This window comes from Deltaproteobacteria bacterium CG11_big_fil_rev_8_21_14_0_20_42_23, assembly GCA_002796345.1.
GTDB lineage: Bacteria > UBA10199 > UBA10199 > 2-02-FULL-44-16 > 2-02-FULL-44-16 > 1-14-0-20-42-23.
Map to the genome: position 1 here is coordinate 69,149 of PCXC01000007.1, position 9,790 is coordinate 78,938.

The 9,790-nt window shown below is 40.5% G+C and carries 10 protein-coding genes and 1 pseudogene (1 of these 11 only partly in view); all 11 read right to left on the reverse strand.

Annotated elements, in window-relative coordinates; genetic code table 11:
* Positions 1 to 3: 3 nt before the first annotated feature.
* A complete protein-coding gene (locus COV43_00875; GenBank protein ID PIR26679.1) occupies positions 4 to 1,287 on the reverse strand; it encodes a GDP-mannose dehydrogenase in 1,284 nt (427 codons plus the stop codon).
* Positions 1,284 to 2,207 carry an oxidoreductase gene (locus COV43_00880; protein PIR26680.1) on the reverse strand — a complete coding sequence of 308 codons (924 nt, stop codon included), beginning with the start codon at positions 2,205 to 2,207 and terminating at the stop codon, positions 1,284 to 1,286. Before COV43_00880 ends, COV43_00875 begins: the two co-directional genes overlap by 4 nt.
* A 6-nt stretch (positions 2,208 to 2,213) precedes the next feature.
* A complete protein-coding gene (locus COV43_00885; protein ID PIR26681.1) occupies positions 2,214 to 3,779 on the reverse strand; it encodes an ADP-heptose synthase in 1,566 nt (521 codons plus the stop codon).
* Between the two features lie 104 nt (positions 3,780 to 3,883).
* On the reverse strand, positions 3,884 to 4,885 hold the full coding sequence (locus tag COV43_00890; protein ID PIR26682.1) for an NAD-dependent dehydratase: 1,002 nt from the start codon (positions 4,883 to 4,885) through the stop codon (positions 3,884 to 3,886).
* Positions 4,882 to 5,889, reverse strand: a complete 1,008-nt coding sequence (locus tag COV43_00895; protein PIR26683.1) for a UDP-glucose 4-epimerase — start codon at positions 5,887 to 5,889, stop codon at positions 4,882 to 4,884. Before COV43_00895 ends, COV43_00890 begins: the two co-directional genes overlap by 4 nt.
* Positions 5,890 to 5,904: 15 nt before the next feature.
* A complete protein-coding gene (locus COV43_00900) occupies positions 5,905 to 6,639 on the reverse strand; it encodes a transaldolase (GenBank protein ID PIR26684.1) in 735 nt (244 codons plus the stop codon).
* Positions 6,636 to 7,205 carry a D,D-heptose 1,7-bisphosphate phosphatase gene (locus COV43_00905; protein PIR26685.1) on the reverse strand — a complete coding sequence of 190 codons (570 nt, stop codon included), beginning with the start codon at positions 7,203 to 7,205 and terminating at the stop codon, positions 6,636 to 6,638. Before COV43_00905 ends, COV43_00900 begins: the two co-directional genes overlap by 4 nt.
* A 16-nt stretch (positions 7,206 to 7,221) precedes the next feature.
* The gene (locus COV43_00910; GenBank protein ID PIR26686.1) at positions 7,222 to 7,812 is read right to left on the reverse strand and encodes a sugar isomerase; all 591 of its coding nucleotides are present in this window, start codon (positions 7,810 to 7,812) and stop codon (positions 7,222 to 7,224) included.
* Positions 7,809 to 8,912, reverse strand: coding sequence for a hypothetical protein (locus tag COV43_00915; protein PIR26687.1), 1,104 nt, complete (start codon positions 8,910 to 8,912; stop codon positions 7,809 to 7,811). The genes COV43_00910 and COV43_00915 overlap by 4 nt, the downstream gene beginning before the upstream one ends.
* 60 nt (positions 8,913 to 8,972) lie before the next feature.
* Entirely contained in the window at positions 8,973 to 9,554 is a 582-nt protein-coding gene (locus COV43_00920) for a hypothetical protein (GenBank protein PIR26688.1), read from the reverse strand.
* Positions 9,555 to 9,766: 212 nt separating this feature from the next.
* Positions 9,767 to 9,790: pseudogene (locus tag COV43_00925) on the reverse strand (hypothetical protein) (it continues 222 nt past the right edge of the window).

Sequence of the window (9,790 nt, forward strand, 5' to 3'; positions counted from 1 at the left end):
GACTTAAATTCCTTCTGGAGCAACACCGAGCGTAACATGCTGTAACCCAGCATTTTTCGCCGCTTTGCTCTCAATGACCTTATAAGGATCTATAAGTAAACGTCCTCGCATCTGGCTAGCAAGTTCTAATGGGAGGAGTTTTTTAAATTCTCCCCATGGAGTCATGATGCAAACGACATCTGCATCTTCAACTGCTTTTAGAGCATTCGATGCAGCCTTAAACGAAATTCCAGCATGAGATGGAGAAACAACAGGATCATAAACTACAACAGAATAATCTAGCAAATGAGAAAGGAGTAACAACGATGGAGAGTTTTTCGTGCTATGTGTATCTTCCTTGTAAGCTAACCCGAGTACAGCAATTTTAGCCGCTGGATTTTGTGCAAGCATATATTTTTTAAGAGTTCTCCAAGCCCAGTCTTTGCAGTGACCACTGTTGGCAACCCAGGCGGAAACAATACCACCATCTGTTTCATGTTTTTTAGAAAGCGTAAGTACCGTTGCGAGATCACGCTCCAAGTTGCCTCCAGAAATTCCAAGCCCTGGAGCAAGATATGAATATTGACCAATACGTTTATCAAGTTTAAGCGCTGGTACAATTTCAGACCAGTCGGCTCCCACATGTTCACACACTTCAGCCATAGTATTAGCTACTCCAACTGACGCAACCAAACACATGTTGATGGAAATTTTTGCAAGCTCTGCACTTTCATATCGCATCGGCAAAATCGGACAGTCAAAGCTTTCAAGAAAAGTTCTAAATGTTGACAACAACGGTTGATCGGGTTCGGCACAACCAACAATAAAGCGTTCGGGAAAACGCGCACGCTCCATAGCACGACCAAAAATTAAGGTCTCGACTTGATAATACATTGTACGTCCAGAACGCATTCGGGCGCGAGTAAAACCAGGCGGCACTTGGCAGAGAACAATCATCGCAACATCTGCATGCAACACCATATCAACCTGATTAATGAGAGCGTCAATTTTAGACAAATCACTTTTACCAAATTCATCAGTTGGCACATCCTGTGCGATATAAACTACACCGCAAGAAGTCAATTCGCGTGGGTCTGCGGTAAACATGATACGCTGTACATTCTTCTTGAGTAGTTCAGGGAGATCAGGTTCAACAACTGGCAATTCACTCTTCTTGAGCGCACTAACACGTGATAAATCGGGATCGTAACACACAACTTCAAAACCCTTGTCTGCAGCTGCCACAGCAGAATTAAGTCCAAGGTGAGTCATTCCCACATAACCAATGATTGGAGTAGATGTAATCATAAAATTGGTCCTAATGAACGTTGCGTAAGATCGCTAAGTACGGAATTAATCCACATATCATTTTCAATATTACTTTCACCCTTTGTACACAAGCGCTTGAAGTGCTGGTATTCCAATTCCCAAGTTGGATCTGCTTGTACTAAAGTTATTGCTTCGTCATCTGGTCTTCCACTTGGCAGTTTACGATCACGCAATGTAAATGTACTTGGTCCCCATTTGCAAAGCGACTGAATATGCGCACTTCCCTTTTCAGCAAACACATCTGCATAGAAATGGTTACGCCAATTTAGCAAGGTCATTTCCAATTGCAAAACTGGCATTCCGTTAGCACCAAATGAAAAATGATCAAAAGAAAGGTTTTCGAAACGGTTACAGGAATAAATTTCGAATGGAGCAGATGGTTTACCAAACCAAAACAATACAGTGTCAAGAAGATGCGAACCTAAATCTGGTAACACCCCTGCACCTTGATCACGCCAAGCTGAATCTCGCACTAGACGCGCAGTACCGTTACCGTAGAACATGCGAACACAATAGATCTTCCCTAATTTTCCAGAGTCAATGACTTGTTTCATGCGCACAAAGTGCGGTTCGAAGCGATGGTTGTAAGCAGTGTAACAGACCGCATTATTGAGAGCTGCGGTTTTTGCCAAAGTTTCAAGCACGCTGTTGTTAGTTGCAAAAAGCGGTTTTTCAACTAAGAGATGTTTCCCATTACTTAACAAATGAGTCAGTAACTCAATCTTGGCATCATCCGGCGTACAAACGAGTGCTGCATCATACAAATTGAGCGGAACGTCAGCTAGCGAACAATAATCTGCCTCAGGATGCACGGGATCAACTGTAGCAACAACTTCTTTGCCTGCAACCGCGCGACGCTTATTTCCTTGTACTCCAAGACCAACAATAATCACCCGCATGATTTTTTATTCTCCATCATAACGATAAAGCGTATGCGTTTCTACGCGATGAATTTTCTTTTTCACAGCTTCCGACATAACAGGCCAGTTTCCATCATGTTCACATTCAACGCCTGCTGCCATACAACCTAGTATAGATGCAACAACCTCGTTCTTAGTAGCAATCATAGCAAGTGTGGCATATGCAAGCATGGCATCACCAGCTCCAACTGCATCTACAACCTGCTCTACAAAACTATCGATAGCAAAAAAAGCTCGGTAATCTCCCGGCTCTCTTGAAGAACGATATGTAATTGTTCCACGCTCACCTAGTTTAAGAATAAGTGTTTTACATTTAGAGCGACGGTACAACTCTAGCGCAAGTGGTCTCACTACTGAATCTTGATCGCCCAATGCAAACCGAGCTTCGCGCTCATTTGGAGTAATCAGATCAAAACCTTCGAACTCAAGTATATTGCCCCATCGACTAGCAACCTGGCTATCTGCAACACGATAAGCACCTTCAGGAATTGCAGCTGCCAATTCTGGAATTGTGTGTCGGTTAAAAACACCATGACGAAAGTCACTAAACACAACAGCATCCGATTTTATACTAGAAATTTGTTCTTTCAAACGCTTCACCGTCTTATCCGAAATTGAACGATTATCCAAAGTATCCACTTTGAGCAAACGATAGCCTTTTACAATGATTGCATTCTTATTCGTAGTAGGCCTTGTCTCATCAACGATGGGCAAAATGTTAACCCCAGCTTTTTCTAAATCATCAAGTACATAATTCTTAAACGCATCTTCACCAAGCACTGTAGAAAATGTCACATCAGCACCTGCTGCCTTAAGATGCTTTGCAATAATTGCTGCTCCTCCAGAATAATCTACCTTCTTCTGAAATAAAACGCTCATAGTTGGAGTTTTTGTCATCCCGCCAATCATGTCACAATAAGTATAGCTATCTACAATAGTATCGCCCACAACATGAACCTTGATCCCCTCGAATTTATTAAGAGTAGCATAGAGATTGCTAAACGTAATATCTTCCGCAGTCATTAAGGATAAAAGTTTTTCAGTAGCAATTTTTGGTGGAGCAAGTTCAATGAGAGCAGAAGATGAATACACAATATCTCCTGGAGTAAAAATAATTTCACCACCGTATGTTTCTAGAACGGCCAACTCTTCTTGAGTCTTAGGATTTATTCCTCCACTAGAATATTCGTAGCCCTTTGCAAAGTAGTCCGGCTTGATTAATTCTAAATTGTAAAGCGGAGTTGGTCTACGATCAATAATTACATAATCAACTACTTCTAAAGCAGCCAAATTGATCGCTCGTAGATCCTCTGGAACATAAGGACGAGAGTTCGCCTTCATAATGTGTTCATCTGCGGTCAAACTGGCAATCAAAATGTCACCTTTTGTTTTCGCATACAAAAGATGCCTAACGTGCCCAGGGTGAACAACATCAAAGGTTCCATGACACATGATCACTTTTTTTTGACGAGGTCTCGGCCCAATGATTTTCGAAAGCTGCTCCGCAGTTTTAATCTTTCGCTCTACTAGTTTTTTGCTTGTTTCATCCATGCTTCCTACCAATCTTCCATAAATCAAAAATTTAGGGGAAAAGTTTCTTCATTCAATCCAGAAAAATAATCTTCCTTTTTCTGGTTCCAAAAATTCCATAAGTTCTAAGTGCTGAGATTAGACAAAGTTTCAAACCACGTCTTTGTCGCATTGGCTATGGTCTTTGAATCCCATAAGGGAGCATTGCGCCAATATTCGATATTGTCGAGAATACGTTTTACGCCCTCTTCAAAACTCACCTTCTGAGTCCATGCTAATTGGGATTTAATCTTGGTAATATCCGCCCAAGTACAATCAGGTTCTCCAGGTCTTTTTGGAATGTAAACTACTGGGCCATCAAGTAATTCAACCAAGCGATTGACAGATTGGGGATTTCCAGCTCCCAAATTGTAAAGCTCTCCCACAATCTTTGTTGTAGCTGCCTCATAAAAAGCTTGCACAACGTCGGTTACATAAAGAAAATCGCGTGACTGAGTTCCATCTCCCACAACAGTGAATGGTCTTTTTTCTAATTTTTGCTTGAGAAAAACACCAAATACAGCACCATAAGCACCTGAGGTACGAGAGCGCGTACCATAAGCGTTAAAAATCCTCACTGAATTGACAGGCAACTTATAAACAATATTCCAGTGAAAGCATGCTTGCTCACCTTGATATTTACTTAATGCATACGGATATTGTGGAGAAATAGCATGATCTTCTTTCGTTGGAACATCTGCCAGGCCATAGCATGAGGATGAAGCTGCATAGACAAATTTTTGAACCTTTGCATACCGTGCACACTCCAACATATGAACTGTGCCTTGGACGTTAGAGGACATGTACTCAAGAGGACGTTCAATTGACGGGACAATATCTCCTATACCAGCAAAATGGAATATGTATTTTACCTCTTTAAAAAGAGGATCATTTGGTGCAAAGCTTCGAATATCACGCTGTTCAAACACAAGCGATTCTTTAGAATGATGAGCAATATTCTCCTCACGTCCTCCAACAAGATTATCAATCACACGAACTTCGAAACCCTCTTCAATCAGCAAATCCACCATGTGACTACCGATAAAGCCTGCTCCACCGGTTACTACTGCAATTGGCTTCGTTTTCATGACGCTCTTAACTCCTTTAACCGTTTAACATTGTAATAAAAAGTGTCACTTAAACTATTTTGAAGTTTTCCAGCCTTGAAAGCTACACACAAATCCCGTACCGCATCTTCAACAGTGCGCTTTGGCTGAAAATCTAATGCGCCTCTAATTTTATCAGAATTAACATGATAAGATCTAAGATCGTCACTTGAAGTAACTTCAATTGGAATATTGCCTTTTTCAGGAAAAAGATCTTCCACTACATGCTTCACAGTTTGAGCAATTTCCATGATTGACATGTTCTGGATAGCTGCATTGAAAATTTGTCCAGCGATTTTCTCATCTGGCACCCTGAGCAAAAGTTTATAGAGATCTACCATATCTTGGATATGCAAATTAGGACGTTTTTGTTCACCACCGAACACCGTAATTTTGTTATTGTTCATCGCATGATTAGTAAGAATGTTTACTGACAGATCAAGCCGTTGCCGCGGTGCATAGCCACAGAGCGTCGCGGGACGAATAGCAACGCATGTAAATTCAGGTGATTGGTGTTTGAAAAGAAGCGGTTCACACATTCCCTTATATTTATTGTATAATGTGAGCGGTACCAAAGGATGTTCTTCAGTGACGTTAGGAGAATCTGAGACACCATAGACAGAACTTGATGAACAATAGATGAAACGTTTAACCCCGGCAGCCTTTGCAGCAAGAACCATAGGTTCAAAAGCATGTAAGTTCACTGAAGTGGACAATTTTTCATCGAGTTCGAAACTTGCATCGTTAGAGATACAAGCAAGTGAGATAACCGCATTCATATTTTTTAAGGCTTGAGTAAGTTGTGGCGTATCCCGGATATCTCCCTTAATTAGAGTTAAATTAGGGTTGTTTTTTGGTAAAAAATCATCACCAAAATACATAATGTCGTACACAGTGACTTTATAGCCAGCATCAAGTAATTGTGGAACAAGTAAACTGCCAACATACCCCGCACCTCCAGTAACTAAAACTTTTTCAAACTTCATTTTTCCTCCAAAATGTTAAGCTGCAACTTCTGTTTTAATCTTATATTGAGACGCCTGTGCATCACAATAAAACATCTCTACCGTTTCCAGTGAAAATTTTTCTAAGTCCTTTCCAACTGAAGAAAGTTTTTTTAATATATCATTTGTCGCAGTGATAATATGACATCCCACAGAGTCTGCTTGAAAAATATTCAAGAGCTCTCTCGGGCTAGCCCAGATCAACTCAGCATTTGGCCTTGCTTTCATAATCTCAACAGCCCTTGTCATAAGAGGAACCGGGTCACGACCAGTGTCTGCAATACGCCCAGCAAATACTGATATAATTGCAGGAGTACTCTCTGATAAACAATCAACGATTCTGCTCACTTGTTCAGGTGTCATTACGGCAGTGACATTCAACTTAACACCAGCATTGGATAATCTTTCAACTAAAGGCCCCGAAAACTCTCCACGCGTATTCATAACAGGAATCTTCACGTTAACGTTACTTCCCCACGAAGCAATTTCAAGCGCCTGCTGCTCCATCTCGTTGAATTCATCAGCAAAGACTTCAAAGGAAATTGGACGGTCTGATACTACTTTGAGCACTTCCATTGCAAATGATTTATAGTCTTTAACACCTGCTTTTCGCATAAGTGTGGGATTGGTAGTGAATCCTTTAATCAAAGGATTTGCATACATCTCCTCAATTCCCGATAAATCAGCACCGTCGGCAAACAACTTCACCTTTAAAGGTGTTTCCATAATCATAACAATCTCTCCTTTCGCGGATAATTTTCTTGAAGAATGAGCCCGCCCGCTTCTTTTAAAGAACTCACCGTCGCATCGGGAATATCAACAAGTTGCTCTTGATATTTATAATCGACAAAAAAAGTATAGCATCCAGCGGCCTTTCCCGCACTTACATCTCGCCATCTATCTCCTACCATAAAGCTACGATCAAGATCTATGTTCCATTCATAAGCCGCTCTCATCAACATCCCGGGTTTCGGCTTTCGACAATCACACTCATCTGAATCTATATGAAAACACGTCTTAATATCATCACACAAATCTAAAGCACGCAGCTTATTATGCATCACTTCCACCACTTCCCGTTGTTGAATTCCGGTTGCAACGTCAGGTTGGTTCGTAACCACAATAACCAAAAATCCAGCTTTACGCAGAGCACGGATCGAACTTTCCACACCTGGAAGAAAATGAAACTCATCAAAAGTAGCCGGAGGATAGGGCTTACCTTCGAATACCTTCACACAATTGATAATACCATCCCGATCTAGGAAAACTGCCCGTCTTAAATTAGTTTTATGTGCCATCGATTATTTTCGAACACTACCATTTTGTTGGTATTTGTTGCAACTTGGGGTGAGAAACAAGGCAATGCCAAACCACTGCTTGAAATGCCTCTGAATGTGGAGTAATTCGAGATTCACTAACCGTAGGAATAACAATCACTGTATCTCCAAGTTGTTTTGTGTAGCCACCATCACGCCCTACAATTCCAAAAATTTTCATTTTTCGAGATTTAGCCTCATCAAGTGCATGTACGATGTTAGGACTAACATTTTTCTCTAAATTACCACCACCAACTGAAAGGATAAATACCGCATCATTTTCATTTGCCTTACTCGTCCTCAGCCACATCGCAAAAACCGTATCCCAACCTTCATCATTGGTGCGAGCAGTTAATTCTGAAACATTATCAACAGGTGTATAACATTCTATGCCGCAAAGTTTTCTAAAATCATTAACCGCATGACTACAGTTTGCTGCACTTCCACCAACACCTAATAAAAACATTCTCCCCTCGCGTTCGCGAAGTGCGACTAACTCATACGTCAACTTTTCAACAGCAGCAAAGTCAATTGATTTTGCCACAGTGCTTACTTCTTCAAAATATTGCTGCGTGTGTGTATCTCTCACGTTTCCATCCTTGCGTTTCGATTGGATTCTTTTCTGTTTTCATCAAAGCGAGTATCCCTATGAGCACTCGCTCCTACAATTTTTCCTTCTTTGATATATTCTAGAAGAAGCGCTAGCATTGCGCCAAAAAAAAGAGAACCTACAAAAGCACCTAATACCATCTGCTTGCGTTTTGGCTTCGACCGTTTTTCAGGCACTCGGGCAGAATCAACAATTTGAAATGCCAAATTATCCTTAACTTCTTCAATTTTCGCCATTTCATACTGCTGCACAAGCAGTGCATTTAGTTGGGCTAAAGAAGAACGATGCGCTGATAAATACTGATAGTAAACTTGTTGTGAAACTCCTCGAACGTACATACTGCCATCGTCTTTCTTTTTTTCAACTACGTTTTCAATCAATTCTTCATCCAGTACTTCCAATCCAAGATCGGGAACTTCTTCTACACTAACATCATCCTCACCTACAAAAACATCTATCTTTGATCCAACCGATGATCCTCTTTTGTAAAACTCTCCAAGCTCTGTCCCTGCATTAAGGAGCTCCCGCTTATTTTTTATAAGTTGTCCTTTGACAAAGAGTTTATTTTTTCTTGCAGATGTAAAACTTCTTTCACGAATAAAATCTTGTAAGCTTTCCACGTATCTATTTGCCATTTTGGCTGAAAATTTTGGATCTTTGTATTCGGCTTGAATTTTTATTACTCCCGTTATCTCATCATTTTCAAATTGAACATGCCCAAGAAGGTCAACAACTGCAGAATGCAATGACTGCCCTTTCTCTGGCATCAACTTATATTTTTTCACCATGCGCTCTGCCAATGTGTAACTTTGAAGCAGTACCATAAGTTGCTGCGCCGGCTTTATTACCCCCCCCCCTCCCATTCCTACCAAAGAGGCTAATGAAGAAAATCTGTCCGTTTGACTACTCTGAATAGGTAAAATTACAGCTTCTGCCATATAGTACTTAGGCATTAATAGACTTGCCACGATTGTAGCCAAGGTTACAACTGCGACCAATATTGTAATGCTTTTTTTTCTTTTTTTTACTACCTCTAAATAATCAAGAAGATTAATTTCATCATTAGAGCACTCTTGCATGCCTCACCTCAGTAAAATCTACAAGCTGGTTATTGCCAAATAAATTATTTTTAAACAAACCTATTTCGTCAGCTGATAAATCGTGAATCCGCTGATGATACTAGACGTAATGGTTGAATACCATTTGATAAAGTTGTCACTTCTAAATGCTCGCTCGGGAACAACAATAGTATCACCAGGACTTACGTTGTATTTTTTATTACTTAATATTCTCCGAATTCTTGTTCCATCAGGCTTGAGAATATACACTGCATGCTTATTCGCTTCTTTTTGGGGGCCCGACATATTCATAAAATCTTGTACAGAATAGTGACTGTTGAATGCAAACGAACCTGGCAAAGCCACGGCACCGACTACATAAACATTGTTGTTATAAGAAGGGTAAAAAACATTATCCGCAGGAAGACTGGAAACATTATAATCATAATCTCTTCCTCGGCCTAACACGTGCGGAATGATGATAATATCACCATTTTCAAGCTCAAATCTTGACAGTTCACTTGCCGAATTCATAACGCTCAAGACTTCTTTTTTACTCTCTATATAGCGAATAATTTTAATAGACTCCAGCAAGTCTACTCCCGCTGTAAATCCACCGCTCATTTCTATGAGATTGCTTAATGAGCGATCTTTACCCACCATTTCAAAAACTCCCGGGTGTTTTACAGGGCCAAAAATCTCAACATTCTTTTCGGCAAAGGGAACAAGGATAATATCATTATCTAAAAGAAAGGGATTGTTCGAAAGATCACCCTCAAGTTCAAACTTGATAAGATCATATCTTTTAATTTGTTGTTTTCGTCTTAATTCAACTGTTCTTTTCGAACCTGTTTTCGTTGCTCCTCCGGCAAAGCCTATGGCTTCCGCAATTCGAGTAG

Coding starts and splice junctions, on each gene's coding strand:
- COV43_00895 (PIR26683.1), bottom strand. CDS start 5,889: ATGAAGTTTGAAAAAGTTTTAGTTACTGGAGGTGCGGGGTATGTTGGC.
- COV43_00875 (PIR26679.1), bottom strand. CDS start 1,287: ATGATTACATCTACTCCAATCATTGGTTATGTGGGAATGACTCACCTT.
- COV43_00890 (PIR26682.1), bottom strand. CDS start 4,885: ATGAAAACGAAGCCAATTGCAGTAGTAACCGGTGGAGCAGGCTTTATC.
- COV43_00915 (PIR26687.1), bottom strand. CDS start 8,912: ATGCAAGAGTGCTCTAATGATGAAATTAATCTTCTTGATTATTTAGAG.
- COV43_00900 (PIR26684.1), bottom strand. CDS start 6,639: ATGATTATGGAAACACCTTTAAAGGTGAAGTTGTTTGCCGACGGTGCT.
- COV43_00920 (PIR26688.1), bottom strand. CDS start 9,554: ATGGTGGGTAAAGATCGCTCATTAAGCAATCTCATAGAAATGAGCGGT.
- COV43_00880 (PIR26680.1), bottom strand. CDS start 2,207: ATGCGGGTGATTATTGTTGGTCTTGGAGTACAAGGAAATAAGCGTCGC.
- COV43_00905 (PIR26685.1), bottom strand. CDS start 7,205: ATGGCACATAAAACTAATTTAAGACGGGCAGTTTTCCTAGATCGGGAT.
- COV43_00885 (PIR26681.1), bottom strand. CDS start 3,779: ATGGATGAAACAAGCAAAAAACTAGTAGAGCGAAAGATTAAAACTGCG.